Genomic DNA, 16,196 nt, shown 5'->3' on the forward strand with positions numbered 1-16,196 from the left:
CCGCGCCCCCCAGGCTAAACCTGGGGGGCGCGGCATTTATTCCGGGGCCCGAGGGGGCTGGGGATCAGCTCTCGGGGTGCTGCTCCTCCGGGGACTCCGTCGCCTTCTTCTCGATGGAGACGGTGGCGTTCGTCGTCACGGAGCCATTGGCCGGAGCCAGCTCCTTCGGCGACAGCACCGGCGGGCGGCTGGAGGGCGTACGGCGCGAGGAGCCGGTCCACGCCGGGCGGGCCGGGCGCTTGACCACGTGCTTGAAGAGCTCGGCGATCTCTTCCTTGTTGAGCGTCTCCTTCTCCAGGAGCGTCAGGACGAGGTTGTCCAGCACATCGCGGTTCTCGACCAGGATCTCCCACGCCTCGTTGTGCGCGGTCTCGATGAGCTTCTTGACTTCCTCATCGACCAGCGCGGCGATCTCTTCCGAGTAGTCGCGCTGGTGACCCATCTCACGGCCCAGGAAGGGCTCGGAGTTGTCGGTGCCGAACTTGATCGCGCCGAGCCGCTCGGTCATGCCGTACTGCGTGACCATCGCGCGGGCCGTGGCGGTGGCCTTCTCGATGTCGTTCGCGGCGCCCGTGGTCGGGTCGTGGAAGACCAGTTCCTCCGCCGCGCGGCCGCCCAGCATGTACGCCAGCTGGTCGAGCATCTCGTTGCGGGTGGTGGAGTACTTGTCCTCGTCGGGCAGGACCATGGTGTAGCCCAGGGCCCGGCCGCGGGACAGGATCGTGATCTTGTGGACCGGGTCGGAGTTGGGTGAGGCCGCCGCGACCAGGGCGTGTCCGCCCTCGTGGTACGCGGTGATCTTCTTCTCCTTCTCGGACATGATCCGGGTCCGCTTCTGCGGCCCGGCCACGACGCGGTCGATCGCCTCGTCCAGGAAGTGGTTGTTGATCAGCTTCGCGTCGCTCCGGGCCGTCAGCAGCGCGGCCTCGTTGAGCACGTTCGACAGATCGGCACCGGTGAAGCCGGGGGTGCGCTTGGCGACGGCCGAGAGGTCGACGTCCGGTGCGACCGGCTTGCCCTTCTGGTGGACCTTGAGGATCTCCAGACGGCCCTGCAGGTCCGGACGGTCGACGGCGATCTGCCGGTCGAAACGGCCGGGGCGCAGCAGCGCCGGGTCGAGGATGTCCGGACGGTTCGTGGCGGCGATCAGGATCACGCCGCCCTTCACGTCGAAGCCGTCCATCTCGACCAGCAGCTGGTTGAGGGTCTGCTCCCGCTCGTCGTGGCCACCGCCGAGGCCCGCACCGCGGTGCCGGCCGACGGCGTCGATCTCGTCGACGAAGACGATCGCCGGGGCGTTCGCCTTGGCCTGCTCGAAGAGGTCGCGGACCCGGGAGGCACCGACACCGACGAACATCTCGACGAAGTCGGAACCGGAGATCGAGTAGAACGGGACGCCCGCCTCGCCGGCGACGGCACGCGCGAGCAGGGTCTTGCCCGTTCCCGGCGGGCCGTACAGCAGCACACCCTTGGGGATCTTGGCGCCCACGGCCTGGAACTTCGCCGGCTCCTGGAGGAACTCCTTGATCTCGTGGAGTTCCTCGACGGCCTCGTCCGACCCCGCGACGTCCGAGAACGTCGTCTTGGGGGTGTCCTTCGTGATCAGCTTCGCCTTGGACTTCCCGAAGTTCATCACCCGGGAACCGCCGCCCTGCGCCTGGTTCATCAGGAACAGGAAGATGATGGGAAGGAGGATGAAGGGGAGCAGCGTGATCAGGACGCCGACGAACGGGTTCTGCTTCGACGGGGAGACGGTGTACCCGTCCTTGATCTCGCCCGTCTGGTACTTGGCCTGCAGGTTCTTCGCCACGTCGACGCCCTGGTCGCCGATGTAGCTGGCCTGGATCTTGTTGGAGCCCTCAATCTTGTTGGAGCCCGACAACTCGATCTTGATCTTGTTTTCGTCACCGGTGGTCAGCTCGGCGGATTTCACCTTGTTGTCAGCGATCGCCTTGACGACCTGACCGGTGTCCACCGTCTTGTAGCCGCCGGACGAGCCGACGACTTGCATCAACACGACCACGGCGAGGACGGCCAGCACGATCCACATGACCGGCCCACGGAAGTATCGCTTCACGTCCATCCATACGGAGCCGTCAAGGCCCCGTCCCTCCTGCCACAGTGAGGCACAACGCCCTGGGGAGGGCTGGTCGTGCGTACGGTGTATTACTGGCCCGAAAAAGAATTGCCTTCGGACGGTACCCCAGCATCGTCACCCGGCGCCTGCGCCGACAGTGAACATGAAGCCGGGGATTCTGCTCTCCCTGCTCCAACGGCGGGAAGCCCCGAAGGGTTCCCGCCGGTCCGCGGGAGCGCGTCAGCCGCCGTAGACGTGCGGCGCGAGAGTACCGACGAACGGCAGATTGCGGTACTTCTCCGCGAAGTCCAGGCCGTATCCGACGACGAACTCGTTGGGGATGTCGAAGCCGATCCACTTCACCTCGATCGCGACCTTGGCCGCGTCCGGCTTGCGCAGCAGGGTGCAGACCTCCAGCGAGGCCGGCTCCCGGGAGCCGAGGTTCGACAGCAGCCAGGACAGCGTCAGGCCGGAGTCGATGATGTCCTCGACGATCAGGACGTGCTTGCCCTTGATGTCGGTGTCGAGGTCCTTGAGGATGCGGACCACGCCGGAGGACTGGGTGCCCGCGCCGTACGAGGACACGGCCATCCAGTCCATGGTGACGGGGGTGGACAGCGCGCGCGCCAGGTCCGCCATGACCATCACGGCGCCCTTGAGGACACCGACGATGAGCAGGTCCTTGCCCGCGTACTCCGCGTCGATCTTCGCCGCCAGCTCCGCCAGCTTCGCGTCGATCTCTTCCTTGCTGATGAGTACCGACTGAAGGTCGGAGCCCATGTCCTTGTCGTCCACCCGTGCCACTCTCGCTCTGTTCGGTGTTCGCGTCAGTCGTGAGACTTCGGATGCGGGGCAGCGTCTGCGGCTCAGCCCTGCCGGATGACCAGTCTGCCACCCTGCCGTCGCACACCTACTCGCCCGGGGAGGTTGATGGCCCCCTGCCCCCTCCAGGCCGTGATCAGGCGGTCCACTTCCTCGATGTGGCGGGCGAAGAGCGAACCGGCCGGTGAGCCGGCGGCGATGACGGCCCGGCGCAGCACCCGGCGGCGCACCGCGGGGGGCAGGGCGAACAGAGCGGCGACATCGAGGGTGCCGGCCTCGTCGAGGACCGTGCCCTCGGCGTCGGCGGCCCAGGCGTCCAGGGCGTCGGCGTCGTCGCGGGAGAGCTGGGCGGTGCGGGCCAGGGCCTCGACGACGCCCTTGCCGAGCGCCTTCTCCAGCGCGGGCAGGCCCTCGTGGCGGAGCCGGGAGCGGGTGTAGGCGGGGTCGGTGTTGTGCGGGTCGTCCCAGACGGGCAGCGACTGGATCAGGCAGGCCTTGCGGGCGGTCTGGCGGTCCACGTCGAGGAAGGGGCGGCGGTAGCGGCCGCCGCGGCCGCTGGTCGCCGCCATGCCGGACAGCGAGCGGGTACCGGAGCCGCGGGCGAGACCGAGCAGCACCGTCTCCGCCTGGTCGTCGCGGGTGTGGCCGAGGAGGACGGCGGTGGCGCCGTGGCGCTCGGCGGCGGCGTCCAGGGCGGCGTAGCGGGCGTCGCGGGCGGCGGCTTCGGGGCCGCCCTCCCGCCGTCCGCCGCCACCGCGGTACGAGGCGCCGTGCGCCACCGGGTGTGCTTCGCCGACCCGGACGGCGACGGCCTCGACGGGGTCCAGCCGCAGGCCCCGCAGGCGCAGGGCGACCTCGGCGGCGCGGAGGTCCGAGCCCTCCTGGAGGCCGTGGTCGATGGTGACGCCCCCGGCACGGACCCCGAGCTTGGGGGCCTCGAAGGCGAGAGCGGAGGCGAGCGCCATGGAGTCGGCGCCGCCGGAGCAGGCGACGAGCACGAGCGGGGGCTCGGGCCGGTCCTGCGCGCAGTGGTGGGTGAGGACGTCGTGGAGTACGCGGCGGACCGCCAGGCGTATCGCGGCGACCGCTGGATGGGGACCCATGTCCGTTTCCAATCGTTCAGCTGGGGAGCCTCGGGCCGGTGCGGCCCAACTTCGTCACACAGAGTGCCTAGATGGTGACAGAGGCGAGCGGTTCCCCGAGCATTGCACGCCTATCCATCCGTATCGGTCCCTCAGACGGGTGATTGAAGGGGCGCGCTACTGCCGCCCGGCGTGCCCAGCTCACGCCGTTCGCTTACGGTGCCCCGTCCGCCTTGCGGTGCACCCGCGCGATCCAGTCCGCCGGTTTGGCGATCTCTTGTTTGGTGGGGAGGGTGTTCGGCGACGTCCAGATGCGGTTGAAGCCGTCCATGCCGACCTCCTCGACGACCGCGCTGACGAACCGCTCGCCGTCGCGGTACTGCCGGAGTTTGGCGTCCAGCCCGAGCAGCTTGCGCAGCGCCTGGTCGAGCCGGCCCGCGCCGCTGGCCCGGCGCTTTTGGAACTTCTCCCGGATCTCGGCGACGGTGGGCACGACATCGGGGCCCACCCCGTCCATCACGAAGTCGGCGTGCCCCTCCAGCAGGGACATCACGGCGGTCAGCCGGCCGAGGATCTCGCGCTGCGCGGGCGTCTGGACCAGATCGACGAGCGAGCGGTCGTCCTCGCCCTCCTCGCCCTCGGGCTTGGCGCCGGCCAGCGACTGGGCGGCCTCGCGCAACCGCTCCAGGAGGGCGCCGGGGTCGATGTCCGTCTCGCTGAGGAAGGACTGGATCTCGCCCTCGATGTGGTCGCGCAGCCACGGGACGGCGGTGAACTGGGTGCGGTGGGTCTCCTCATGGAGGCACACCCACAGCCGGAAGTCGTGCGGGGAGACCTCCAGCTCGCGCTCGACGTGCACGATGTTCGGCGCGACGAGCAGCAGCCGGCCGCCTTGTGCCGCGGCCGGCAGGTCCCGGGAGGCCGGGGCGAACGTCTCGTACTGGCCCAGGACCCGGGAGGCGAGGAACGACAGCAGCATGCCCAGTTCCACACCGGTGACCTTGCCGCCGACGGCGCCGAGCACCGCGCCCCCGGGGACCGTCGAGCGGCGGTCCTCCATCTTGGCCAGCAGCGGCTTGAGCACGGCGCGGAACCCGGCGACGTTCGCCCTGATCCAGCCGGGGCGGTCCACGACGAGGACGGGGGTGTCGTGCGGCTCCTCGCCCGTCGCGTCGGGCTGTGCCATGCGCGTGAAGGCGCGGACGTGCGCCTCGGAGGCCTTGGCGTGCTTGCGCAGCTCGGCGACGATCGCGCGGGCCTCGTCCCGGCTCACCTCGGGACCCGGCCGCACGAAGCGGGTCGCGGTCGCGACCGCGAGATTCCAGTCGACCATCTCGGTTCCACCGATGCTCGTCATGAGTTCACCGTACGTGGGCGCTTGGCGTGGGGGTAGCCGACTGTCGGGCTTCCCGCGTTGTCGGCCGTCCCGCCGTGGGGCTTCTCGCCGTTGCGGTTCGCTGCGCTTGGCCGTTCTTCCGACGTTGTCGGCCGTCCCGCCGTGGGGCTTCTCGCCGTTGCGCCTGCGGCGGGCCGGTGGGTTTTGGGTGCGGTGACGGGCCTCCGGGGCCGGTGTGTGGGACTGCTTCGCTTTACGTCCCACACACCGGCCCCTCCGGCCCGTCCCCTCCCGTTGTGGGGAGGGAAGGAGGCCGGTGGGGGGTGGACGTGGGGGTGGGGTTTTTCAGCGGCAGCCGCAGTTGGCTACTGCTGAGGCGAGTTTGTCCAGGGCGGATTGGGCGCCTTGGGGGTCGGTGGTGCCGGTGGTCATGAAGGAGAAGACCAGGAGGCGGCCGTCGGCGTCGACGACGGTGCCGGCCAGGGTGTTCACGCCGGTGAGGGTGCCGGTCTTGGCACGCACGGCGCCGGCGCCGGCGCTCTGGCCCCGGTAGCGGTTGCTGAGGGTGCCGGTGAAGGCGGCCACCGGGAGGCCGGTGACGACCGGGCGCAGGGCGGGGTGGTCGCGCTCCGCGGCCTGGAGCAGGAGGTGGGAGAGCAGGCCGGCGGTGACCTTGTCGTCGCGGTTCAGGCCGCTGCCGTCCTTGAAGACGGCGCCGGACAACGGCAGGTGCTGCCGGGCCAGGGCGGTGCGGACGGCGTCCCCGGCGCCGGCGAAGCTGACCGGGCGGCGGGAGCCGATCGCGGTCTGCCGGGCCAGGGCCTCGGCGATGTCGTTGTCGCTGTTGGTGAGCATCCGCTCGACGAGCGCGGACAGCGGCAGGGAGTGCACGGCGGCGATCCGCTCGGGCTTCGCGGGCGCCTTGGCGTCGGCCGGGTCGCCGTCGACGGTGATGCCGCGCTGGTGGAGCAGGTCGGCGAAGGTGCGGGCCGCGGCGTGGGCCGGGTCGGACTCGCGGGGTGCCGGGCCGTGCTCGCTGTCGTCGAGGCGGGCCTCGTCGGTCATCAGCGGGGTGACCGGGGCGAGGTTCTCGTTCGGGCCGATGGGGTGCTCGACGGGGCCCGAGTAGGCGCGGGTGTCGTAGCCGAGATCGACCTTGGTGAGGTGGCGCCGCTTGAGGGCGCGGGCGGTGGCGTCGGCGAGGGTGCGCAGATTCGCGGGCTGCTCCTCGGCGCCGTGCCGCGGGGCCCGGGCGGTGAGGGTGGGGTCGCCGCCGCCGACCAGCACGATGCGGTGCGTGCCGGACAGCACGACCCCGGTGTCGATGCGGTGGTCGGGGCCGAGCACGGAGAGCGCGGCCACGGCGGTGGCGAGCTTGACGGTGGAGGCGGGGGTGGCGGCCTTGTTCTGCCCCTCGCCGAAGACCTCCCGGCCGGCGGCGACGTCCACGACGGAGGCCGTGCGCACCGGGCCGAGGGCCGGGTCCGCCAGCAGCGGGGAGAGCGCGTCGGCCAGTCCCGCGTCGGTGGGCACGGGGGCCGCGCCGCGGCCGGCTCCGCCGTGCACGGGGGCGCCGAGGGCCGGCAGCACGGCCGGTGCGCTGGGTGCGGGAGCCGGCTCGGCGGCGTGATGCTCGCCACTGGCGCCGTCCATCACCGCCGCCTCCGCGCGCTCGGCCGTACGCTGACCCGAGTCCCACGGTCCGGCCGCCGCCACCGCGACGAGCGCGACCGCCAGGCCGGTGCCCGCGGAGACCGCCGTGAGCCGCCAGGTCTGCTGTGTGTGGCGCGGTGTGGCCTGCCAGGCCTGCCGTGCGGCATCGGCCGCTGCCCGCGCCGACCGGTACGCGGCATGCGCCGACGTGCGCGCGGCCTGCCCGGCCGACCCCGCCGCCGAGCGCGCGAAACGCTGCGCCGACTGCCATCTGACCTGCCACGTTCTGGTCTCCGGCACCTCGGACCAGCCCCTTTCGCCACCACACACCTGCGTGGGGGACACTTAATCACCAGACGTATGTGTTGATCATGGAGGAGCCACCCGTGGAGTTCGACGTCACCATCGAGATCCCGAAGGGTTCGCGGAACAAGTACGAGGTGGACCACGAGACCGGTCGGATCCGCCTGGACCGTCGACTCTTCACCTCGACCAGCTACCCGGCCGACTACGGCTTTGTCGAGAACACCCTGGGCGAGGACGGCGACCCGCTGGACGCCCTGGTCATCCTGGACGAGCCGACCTTCCCCGGCTGCCTCATCAAGTGCCGCGCCATCGGCATGTTCCGGATGACCGACGAGGCCGGCGGCGACGACAAGCTGCTGTGCGTGCCGGCGTCCGACCCGCGCGTGGAGCACCTGCGGGACATCCACCACGTGTCGGAGTTCGACCGCCTGGAGATCCAGCACTTCTTCGAGGTCTACAAGGACCTGGAGCCCGGCAAGTCCGTCGAGGGCGCCGACTGGGTCGGCCGCGCCGAGGCCGAGGCCGAGATCGAGGCCTCCTACAAGCGCCTCGAGGCGCAGGGCGGCGCGCACTGATCCAGGGTCAGCCACCCGGCGTCCGGCCCGGCCCTCGCGGCCGCCGTGCGCCGGGAGCGGCACTCTGATTTTCGTACGCGAACGGGCGGCACCCAGTCGGGTGCCGCCCGTCGTGCGTGTCGCGGGGTCGCCGGTGAACGTGCGGTGGCAGGGGTGGGGCGTGGCCGAGTGGTGGCGGTCGCCCGGGGCGTGCCGTCGCGGCGGTTCGGCTCGTGAGGGAGGGGCCGGGGCTCGGGGCGTACTGGGGCGGCGGCGCGGCCGGGCCCGTGCGGGTGCGGGCAGGAGGGCCTCGGCGGGCGTGTGGCGGGCCGTGGGGAGGCCGACGGCCGCGCGGGGGCGTGGAGGTGGGCGTGAGCGGCTGACGGGCCCCGTGTGCGGGGCCGGACGTCACGCGGGGGCGAGGGCGGGGGTGGCGGCCTTCTCGACCGCGCGCTGCTCGTTCTGGAGGAAGACGTAGAGCAGCGCCGGGTGGGTGGCGCCGAAGGCCAGCACGAAGCGGTTGAGGCCCATGAACTGACCGATTCCCAGGTGGAACAGGGTCATGGAGCCGAGATAGGCCTTGGCGGCGGGCTTGGGCAGCACGAAGACCAGCGGGAAGCCGACCTCGGCGGCGACGGTGGCCCAGGTCACCAGCTTCCCCAGCATCGGGTACTTGTGCACGAGCCGGAAGATCCGCGGGTCCCCGTAGTTGTGCGTGCGGATGACTCCGCTGAACGCCTCTCCGCTCAGCCACACCGGGGACACCAGCTTGACCACGCCGGAGGCGACGTAGGAGATGGTCGTCTCCAGGGCCAGGGCGCGCATGGCCACGTCGCGGGCCTTCTCGTCGTCCTTGAAGGTGCCGGTCGAGGCGAGGACCACGTTGACGACCTGCTGCAGCTGGTCGGCCCCGTCCCCGCCGAAGGGGGTGTGCAGCCGGCCGGCCGCGCCCGTCACCGCCAGCACGGCGCTGCCCGCGGTGCGGACCCCGCGCTTGTGCGCCCAGATCATCGTGGCGGCGGAAGCACCCGCCTGCACTCCGTACAGGGCGACCGCGGCCTTCTTGGAGCTGAGGGCGCGGGTCAGCCGCGGAAAGCGCTTGGCGAACTGCGGGCGCATGCTCGCCAGTTGGCCGCTGAGCAGCTCACCGTCCTCGAACTTGCGGTGCTGGCTCAGCATTTCCAGTGCGGAGACCAGCGTGCCCAGCGAAGCCACTCGGCGTGCCGTGACCTCGGGTGGAGCGCTGAGAAACATGGGTGAGTGCTCCCTGTGAGTGGAGAGGATGAGGTGGGTATCAAAAGGCGGGGGCGCGGTACGTGTATCGGGCGTACCGTGCCCCCGCCCTCATTGATCGATTGCCGGATGGATCAGCCGGCGATGTTGTGCGTGATCTTGTCGACGGCCACCGCGGTGGCGGAGGTCGCGGCGAAACCGATCGGCGTCGCCTCCGGGGTGGCGATGGTCGCCAGCGGGGTGATCATGGTCGGGGTCGCGTCGGCACCGATACGGCCCGGCTCCACGTCGACCAGCTGGGCGTTGGCAAAGTCGGCGAGCATAGACATCGCTGTCCTCTTTCTCTCGGTTGTGAGCACTCCGGCCATTCGGCGGGAGGGCACGGACTCACGCGGTGGTGGAACTGCCGGGTGAGTGCGCGGCTTCCGGCCGAGCGGGCCTGAATAGGGCTGCTAGGCGGCTGTCGGAAGGGTCTCGGGGCGGGGCGTGCCGGCGGTCGGCAGCGCGATCTCCTCGGAGACGAAGAAGGGCTCGATCTCCCGGTTCTCCGGGGCGGCGAGGTAGGAGTGCATCAGCAGGAACTGGCTGTGCGTGGCTCCGTCGGTGTGGGGCAGGTGGTGCTGGATGTAGCGGGAGAGCAGGACGTAGCCGGGCGACCAGACCACGGGGCCCATCTCCGATCCGGCGGCCGCCGCGCGGGCGCGGATGCCCTGGACGGCGTCGAACAGGGCCTTGGGGGAGCGGTTGCGGGCGTTCCAGGCGAGGGCGTACCAGGGACGGTCGCGGGTGATCGGGATCTCCTTCCACTCGCCGGGCTTGCCGTCCGTGACGTCCCGGTAGAGCAGATGGCTGTCCTTGACTCCCGGATTCGGCCCGAAGAAGCGCCAGTTGGGGGTCGGTATCCGCCGCTTCCCGCACCACAGGAGGCTGTCGAAGCGGGTGTCGGGCAGCTGCGCCGCGGCCGTCACGACGAGCCAGGTGGCGAGCGAGGCCGTGACCGCGACCGTCTTCACGCGTTCGGTGTGCACGCTCAGGTTCACGTCAGCTCCTCTTCGCGCCCGCGGCGGTCTTGGCGGTGGGACGGTCCGCGGCGGGCTGCCGCCGCTCCGCTCCGGTCGGGGGGTCGCCGGCGATCACCTCTGCCACCTTCTCGGCGTGTGCCTGGACGGTGAGCAGCGACTCGTGATCGGCGCCGTCGATGATGCGGTGGCGGGAACTCTTCGACAGGGCGGCCATCTTGGCCTGGACCGCGTGGTGGGCGGCGTTGTCCCCGTGGTTGTTCTCCGCCGTGACCACGCTCAGCGGGACGTCCAGGCCGGTCAGGGCCGGGTAGGTCATCGCGTCCAGGTAGTCCCGGTAGGCCAGCGCCCAGGTGCGGGGCTCCGCCAGGAACGCGGTGGAGCTGCGGTTGACGTCCGGGCGGTAGGTCTTGTTCTTGTTCAGGGCGGGGCGGAAGGCCGACAGGCCGGCCAGGGCGTAGACCCGCTCCATGAGCATCGACTGCCGGGACCAGCGGTCCACCTCGCTGCGCCGGGAGCTGCGCAGATGGGCCACGTCGGTGGCGTCGACCATCACCACCGCGCGCACGCCCTCCGCCGCGCCGGGATGCAGCGACGCGTAGGCGGCGACAAAGTACCCGCCGAGGGAGTGTCCGGCCAGCACCAGCGGAAGGCCGGCGGCGTACGTCTCGCGCAATTCCTGCAGCAGCGCGAAGTGCCGTTCCAGACCGTAGTGCGCGGACGGCGTGCTGAGTCCGTATCCGGGAGCGTTGAACCGCACATATCCCATGTCCGCGGGGAGTGCGCCGCAGACCCAGTCCCAGTATTCGTGCGGCATGCCCATACCGTTGTCGAGCAGCACCACGCGACGGGCTTGCGGAGGAATATCGACGGCCACCTCGACAAGGCTTCCATCCGGCCGCTCGTGCAGCATGAAGCGGCGCGCACGTTCACGTCTGCCGGTGAATCGCATTACCGCGCCGGCCAGCAGACTCGCACCGGCCAGTCCGGAAATTCCTACGGCAAACTGGCGCTCCAAAGACGCCACATTCCCTCCCCCGTGATTCGAAGTGGCTGATACCCAGGAATCTAGCACGCACCGCCGGACTCAAATAATGAGTTAGTTGACCCGCCGGCCGGGGTGGGTATTCCCCCGAGGCGCCGGAACACGGCCGATGACACTTCGGCTGTACTTCCGCAGTTCTATGTACAGTTCGCCTATCGTGGCCTTCAGCGTGGCGTTTTCTTTGATCAGTTCCGCTATCCGCGACGCACTCTCGGAGTCCCTGCCGCCTTCACCGGCCAGGCCATTACGCCCGCCCTCGATGAACTGTCGGCGCCAGTTGGATACGGACTGTTCGGAGACCGCTGCTTCCCGCGCGGCTTCCGCTGCGGTCAGTTCACCGGACACCACTCTGAGTACGAGGGCGAATTTCTTGTCGGTCGGCAATATCGGAGGACGTCCCACGGCAACCCTCTTCTGTCATCCGCGCTTCGGTGTGTAATGCCGCATTCAGGGCTTGACGTAGCAGCAGATGAACATGGGGGCCCGTTCGCTGTACGGGGAGCCGTCCCATCGCGCCATGTGGGCCTCGGGCCTCAGCCCGGCCGCGCGGGCGTAGCCGTCGATGTCGTCCGGGGTGGTCAGCCGGGTGAGTTCGGAGCCGACCCGGGTGGTGCCGTCGGGCTGGTAGAGGATGTGCGAGCAGTGCCACAGGCCGCCGTCGAGCAGCGTGGAATGGGTCTGCACACCGGTGCCGGGCTCCGGGTAGGGGACGAAGTAGGTGGTGCGGGTGCGCCCCTCGTGCAGTTCCAGGATCGGCGGCTTGTTGTGGGTCTCGATCACCAGCCGGCCGCCGGGGGTGAGGAGATCGGCCGCGCGCCGCACGGCCTGCTGCTGATCCTCGGGGGTGTGCAGGATCGAGAGGGTGGCGCAGACGCAATACACGAGGCCGTATCGGGATTCCGAGGTATAGGTGCGGATGTCCCCGTGCACCGGCTCGACGTCGCCGCCGTCCTTCAGTTTGTCGCGCAGTGCGTCCAGCATCTCCGGTGAGGAGTCCACGCCGGTCACCTGGCCGATACGCGCGGAGAGCGGGAGGGCGATACGCCCCGTGCCGACGCCGAACTCAAGGGTTCCCGTTTCGGGCGCGGGATGGAGGGCCACCAGCCCTTCCACCGCCTCATCAGTAATCCCGTCATCCGGGATCAGCCGGTCGTACCAGCCCTTGAACTGCCGTCCATAACCAATGTCTTCAACCCCGTTGTGCACCCGAGCTTCCTCTCATTATCCCCACTGTCGGTGCCGATGGGAACGTCGCGAAGCAGAGGAGCTGGAACGAGGCAAGACGTGATTTGCCAACAAGGCGGCGCGGGGTCACCGCAGCCGTCTGCATGGTTGGTCAGACCAGCAGTTCATGTCGATCCAGTGATGACGCCTCAACGGAGCGTGTGGGGGGGTACTTACATTTGAGACAATATCAGGTCGCTATGGCGTGTCCAATGAATTTTCGGTGGCTTGCCGCACCCCACCGAGCGGGTCATGGACGGTAGTTGACGGTGCATCAGATATCACTCTCCGCATTTGCCGGCGGGCTCGTTTCCGAATGGCGCGGGAGTGGGCGCCAGGCCGGGTGCATTGCGTATGCCGAAACACCGCCGAAGGGCGGAAAGAGCTGCCATATAGCCGGACATGCCGTGCACACCGGGCCCCGGCGGGGTGGCCGAGGAGCACAGGAAGACCCCGGGCAGCGGTGTCCGGTACGGGTCGAGGCGGGGGGCCGGCCGGGCGAGGCTCTGATACAGCGTCATGGCGCCGGAACCGATGTCCCCGCCCACGTAGTTGGGGTTGTAGGCCTCGTAGTCGGCGGCCGCCGTGGAGCGGTGGTCGATGACCGTGTCCCCGAAGCCCGGGGCGTAGCGCTCGATGCGGGCGCGCACCAGCTCGTAGGGATCGGTGGGGTCTCCGTTCGGCACGTGCGCGTAGGCCCACACGGGGCGCTTGCCGGGCAGTGCGCGGCCGGGGTCGGCCACCGCCGGGTCCACGAGGAGGACGAAGGGCTCGCCGGTCCGCACACCGCGCGCGGTCAGGGTTTCCTGCCGGACCGTCTCGGCGCGGGTGCCGCCCAGGTGCACCGTGCCGGCGCGCCCCACCGCGGGGTCGGCCCAGGGGATCGGCTCGGAGACCAGGAAGTCGACCTTGGCGGCGCCCGGGCCGTAGCGGAAGCGGTCCAGGGCGCGGGCGTAGGCGCGGGGCAGCCGGCCGGCCGCCAGGGCCAGGAAGCCCTTGGGGCTGGTGTCGAGCAACACCGTACGGGCGTGGCGCAGTTGGTCCAGGCTCTCCACGGTCTGCCCCGTGTGGAAGACACCGCCGTGCGCGGTGATGTCCTGCGCCATCACCTCGGCGATCCGGCCGCTGCCGCCGCGCGGAAGGGGCCAGCCGGTCCCGTGGGCGAGGTGGCCGAGCAGCAGGGCCACCGCGCCGGAGGCGAGGCTCGGCAGCCGGCCGACCGCGTGCGCGGCGACGCCGGTGAGCAGGGCGGCCGCCTCCTCGCCGCGGAAGTGCGCCGCGCCGAGCCGGGTGCCGTGGACGGCCAGCCGCTGCGCCAGCAGCAGGGCGGCCGCCGGGTCCCGCGGCAGCCCGCGCGGGCCGGTGAAGACCAGGTCGACGACGCCCTCGCTGTGCTCCAGCAGCGGTCCCATCAGCCGCCGCCAGCGGGGGCCGTCGGCACCCAGGCGCGCACAGGTCTCGGCCAGCGAGCGGTGGGCCAGGGCCGCGCGGCCACCGTCCAGGGGGTGGGCGTAGCTGATCTCGGGGTGCAGCAGGTCGACCCCGCGGGCCGCCAGGTCGAACTCCCGGAAGAACGGCGAGGCGGCGGCCATGGGATGGACGGCGGAGCAGAGGTCGTGCACGACGCCGCTGTCGAAGAGCGGGGCCGTGCGCAGCCCGCCGCCGAGGGTCTCCGCGCCCTCGTACAGCTCCACCGTCAGGCCGGCCCGGGCCAGCACCACCCCGGCCGCGAGCCCGTTGGGCCCGGTGCCCACGACGGCCACGTCGACGGCGCTCACCACCGCTCCTCGTTCGTGATGGGCCGCAGGCGCACGGTCTGTTCGGTGAGGCCGGCGTACGCGGGCCAGCCGATCGCGAGGGCGGGCGGCGGTGTCCACGGTTCCATGGGCACGGGGGCCGCGGCCGGGGCGACTTGGCCGGGCCCGGCGTGCAGTTGCGAGCCCGCCAGCCGCCGGTAGAGCTCGTCGTGCTCCATCAGGTCCTGGTGCACGCCGGTGGCCCGGACCCGGCCGCCCTCCAGCACCACGATCTTCTCGGCGTCGATCACCGTGGAGATCCGGTGGGCGATGGCGATGACCGCGCACTGCCGGGAGACCCTGCGCAGCACGTCGCGGAAGTCCCGCTCCGAGTCGGAGTCGAGGTTGGAGGTGGCCTCGTCCAGCAGCATGACCGCGGGCTTCTGCAGCAGGGTGCGGGCGATGCACAGGCGCTGGCGCTGGCCGCCGGACAACCCGCTGCCCTGGTCGCCGAGTTCGGTGTCCAGGCCCTGCGGCAGCTGGGCGATCACGGAGGTGAGGCCGGCCATCTCCACCGCCTCCTGGATGTCGTACTCCGTGGCGTGCGGCTGGGCGTAGGTCAGGTTGTCGCGGACCGTGCCGCGCATGGCGGCGCTGTCCTGCTGGACGTAGCCGACCAGCCCGCGGACCGTGTCGAGCGGCAGGGCCTCGATGTTCTGCCCGCTGAGCTGGACGCGGCCGCCGTCCGCCGCGTAGAAGCGCTCGATCAGCTGGAACATGGTGGTCTTGCCCGCGCCGGACGGTCCGACGACCGCCGTCAGCCCGCGCGCCGGCACGGTGAACGAGACGCCCTTGAGCACCGGCGTGCGCTCCTCCTGCTTCCCGCGCCGGTAGGCGAACCGCACATCGTGGAATTCGACCGCGGGCCGCTGGCCCGGTAGCGGCCCGACGGCCATGGAGGCCTGTCCGGCCGGCGTCCCGCCGCCCTCCTGGGGCAGCCGGGCCAGCTCGTCGACCCGCTGGATGGCCGCCCGGCCCTGGACGAACTGGCCCACGCCCATGAAGAACATCACCAGGGGCGAGACCAGTTGGAAGAGGTACATGATGAACGAGGTCAGGGTGGCCATGTTCATCTCGCCGCGGGCCACCCAGGACATCCCGACGCCCACGACGACGGCCAGCGCGCCCTGCGTGCCGACGTTCATCGACGGCATCAGCAGGGCGTTGAAGGCGTTGACCCGGATGCCCGAGCGCCGCGCCTTGTCGGCCAGCCTGCCGATGCGGGCGGCCTCACGGGGCTCGGCGCGGGAGGCCTTGACCGTGGGCAGCGCGGAGAGCACCCGCTGGACGTCGCTCGCGAAGTCGCCGGTGTCGTCGCGGTTCTCCAGCGCGACCTTGCGCAGCTTGCGGGCGAGCGCGATGGACAGGACGCTGGCGGCTCCCAGGCAGCTCATGGTGATGAGCATCAGCCAGGTGTCGATGAGGAACATCAGCACGACGCCGCCGATGACCGTGGCGCCGCTGATGATGAGCTGGGCGAGGCTCTGCGAAAGGGCGATTTTCACCAGAGAGGTATCGGTGACCGTGCGGGTGAAGATATCGCCCTGGGATTGTTTTCCGAATGCGGTGAGATCGGCGCGCAGCAGCCGGCCGGTCAGGATCTCGCGGACGTCGAAGACGATATTCTCCCCGGCCCGGCCGATAATGTAGGCCTGTAGCGAGGAAAAGAGGGCGCCCGCGCAGAAGAGCCCGACGAGCTGTGCGATGGGCTGCGCCAGCGACTCGTTCCGGCCCGCCGCCTCGATCAGTTTGCCGATGGCCCAGGGCTGGGTGAGCGAGGCGGCGACCCCCAGCAGGCCCAGCAGCACGCCCGTGACCAGCAGCGTGGTGTGCTGTCGGAAGACACTGGCGACCGACTCGGCGCCGTCCTTCGTCCCGCCTCTCAGGCTCGCTCGGTGCGCATGACCCGCCATGAGTGCTCCCCCCGTTTTGACGACAGTCGCTTTCGTGCGCGCGACAGCCCGGTCTGCTGGGGATTCGTCGTCAAGGTGTTCGAAGCTAGCATGCCGCCCGGTATCAAGTTATGGGTTACTTGATTGACCGGGGCAG

The 16,196-nt window shown here is 70.6% G+C and carries 14 protein-coding genes; 1 reads left to right on the top strand and 13 read right to left on the bottom strand.

From position 1 onward, the window contains the following. Positions 1 to 64 precede the first annotated feature (64 nt). The 5 genes from ftsH to dacB all read right to left on the bottom strand — a co-directional run bounded on the left by ftsH (position 65) and on the right by dacB (position 7,270). Entirely contained in the window at positions 65 to 2,083 is a 2,019-nt protein-coding gene (gene ftsH / locus IEY78_RS21315; protein ID WP_189100645.1) for an ATP-dependent zinc metalloprotease FtsH, read from the bottom strand. A gap of 234 nt (positions 2,084 to 2,317) precedes the next feature. Next, positions 2,318 to 2,857, bottom strand: coding sequence for a hypoxanthine phosphoribosyltransferase (gene hpt, locus IEY78_RS21320; protein WP_159471925.1), 540 nt, complete (start codon positions 2,855 to 2,857; stop codon positions 2,318 to 2,320). 86 nt (positions 2,858 to 2,943) lie between these two features. Beyond that, the gene (gene tilS / locus IEY78_RS21325) at positions 2,944 to 4,002 is read right to left on the bottom strand and encodes a tRNA lysidine(34) synthetase TilS (RefSeq protein ID WP_189100647.1); all 1,059 of its coding nucleotides are present in this window, start codon (positions 4,000 to 4,002) and stop codon (positions 2,944 to 2,946) included. A gap of 193 nt (positions 4,003 to 4,195) precedes the next feature. Further along, the gene (locus IEY78_RS21330) at positions 4,196 to 5,338 is read right to left on the bottom strand and encodes an Rv3626c family coenzyme F420 biosynthesis-associated protein (protein ID WP_189100648.1); all 1,143 of its coding nucleotides are present in this window, start codon (positions 5,336 to 5,338) and stop codon (positions 4,196 to 4,198) included. 324 nt (positions 5,339 to 5,662) lie between these two features. Next, positions 5,663 to 7,270: a D-alanyl-D-alanine carboxypeptidase/D-alanyl-D-alanine endopeptidase gene (gene dacB / locus IEY78_RS21335; RefSeq protein WP_189100649.1), complete on the bottom strand. Its 1,608-nt coding sequence runs from the start codon at positions 7,268 to 7,270 to the stop codon at positions 5,663 to 5,665. Between the two features lie 86 nt (positions 7,271 to 7,356). On the opposite strand from dacB, the gene IEY78_RS21340 reads away from it, so the two are divergent. After that, positions 7,357 to 7,851, top strand: coding sequence for an inorganic diphosphatase (locus IEY78_RS21340; protein ID WP_003968257.1), 495 nt, complete (start codon positions 7,357 to 7,359; stop codon positions 7,849 to 7,851). A 387-nt stretch (positions 7,852 to 8,238) separates the two neighbouring features. On the opposite strand, the gene IEY78_RS21345 is transcribed toward IEY78_RS21340, so the two are convergent. From IEY78_RS21345 to IEY78_RS21380, 8 genes are all read right to left on the bottom strand, one after another. Further along, complete coding sequence (locus IEY78_RS21345; protein WP_189100650.1) at positions 8,239 to 9,084, bottom strand: HTTM domain-containing protein; 846 nt, start codon at positions 9,082 to 9,084, stop codon at positions 8,239 to 8,241. A gap of 113 nt (positions 9,085 to 9,197) precedes the next feature. Next, complete coding sequence (locus IEY78_RS21350) at positions 9,198 to 9,392, bottom strand: linaridin family RiPP (protein WP_189100651.1); 195 nt, start codon at positions 9,390 to 9,392, stop codon at positions 9,198 to 9,200. Between the two features lie 123 nt (positions 9,393 to 9,515). Continuing rightward, the gene (locus IEY78_RS21355; protein ID WP_229700094.1) at positions 9,516 to 10,103 is read right to left on the bottom strand and encodes a hypothetical protein; all 588 of its coding nucleotides are present in this window, start codon (positions 10,101 to 10,103) and stop codon (positions 9,516 to 9,518) included. A 1-nt stretch (position 10,104) separates the two neighbouring features. Next, on the bottom strand, positions 10,105 to 11,034 hold the full coding sequence (locus IEY78_RS21360) for an alpha/beta fold hydrolase (protein ID WP_268240305.1): 930 nt from the start codon (positions 11,032 to 11,034) through the stop codon (positions 10,105 to 10,107). A gap of 147 nt (positions 11,035 to 11,181) precedes the next feature. After that, entirely contained in the window at positions 11,182 to 11,511 is a 330-nt protein-coding gene (locus tag IEY78_RS21365) for a helix-turn-helix domain-containing protein (protein WP_229700096.1), read from the bottom strand. 63 nt (positions 11,512 to 11,574) lie between these two features. Beyond that, the gene (locus IEY78_RS21370; protein WP_189100653.1) at positions 11,575 to 12,333 is read right to left on the bottom strand and encodes a class I SAM-dependent methyltransferase; all 759 of its coding nucleotides are present in this window, start codon (positions 12,331 to 12,333) and stop codon (positions 11,575 to 11,577) included. Between the two features lie 299 nt (positions 12,334 to 12,632). After that, on the bottom strand, positions 12,633 to 14,129 hold the full coding sequence (locus IEY78_RS21375) for a phytoene desaturase family protein (protein ID WP_189100655.1): 1,497 nt from the start codon (positions 14,127 to 14,129) through the stop codon (positions 12,633 to 12,635). Beyond that, entirely contained in the window at positions 14,126 to 16,060 is a 1,935-nt protein-coding gene (locus tag IEY78_RS21380) for an ABC transporter ATP-binding protein (protein ID WP_229700097.1), read from the bottom strand. Before IEY78_RS21380 ends, IEY78_RS21375 begins: the two co-directional genes overlap by 4 nt. Positions 16,061 to 16,196: the final 136 nt, after the last annotated feature.

Origin of the sequence: Streptomyces kronopolitis (assembly GCF_014646275.1) — a bacterium.
Taxonomy (GTDB): Bacteria; Actinomycetota; Actinomycetes; order Streptomycetales; family Streptomycetaceae; genus Streptomyces; species Streptomyces kronopolitis.